Source organism: Nocardia exalbida NBRC 100660 (genome assembly GCF_000308575.1).
GTDB lineage: Bacteria > Actinomycetota > Actinomycetes > Mycobacteriales > Mycobacteriaceae > Nocardia > Nocardia exalbida.
Genome location: NZ_BAFZ01000033.1, coordinates 1 through 204 on the forward strand (window position 1 = coordinate 1; position 204 = coordinate 204).

1 pseudogene is annotated in these 204 nt (G+C 68.6%); it reads right to left on the reverse strand.

The window, feature by feature from the left end:
* Nucleotides 1–204 (reverse strand): annotated as a pseudogene (locus ON29_RS06975) (hypothetical protein); the annotation flags it as partial.

Below are 204 nucleotides of genomic sequence, written 5' to 3' on the forward strand. Positions count from 1 at the left end.
GTAGCCGTCGTCGGCGAGCGTGTGCAGATACGCGCGGGCGGCGTCGATTTCGCGCTGCGCGGCGTCGAACGAGCCGAGCCTGCGGTAGTCGTCGGCGAGGTTGAGGTGCAGCGAGGGGTAGAACGCGGCCACCTGTAGCGATCCGTCGTAGTTCCGCGCGCGATCGTCGGTAAGGCTGTCGGCGGCGTCCAGCGCGCGGATATA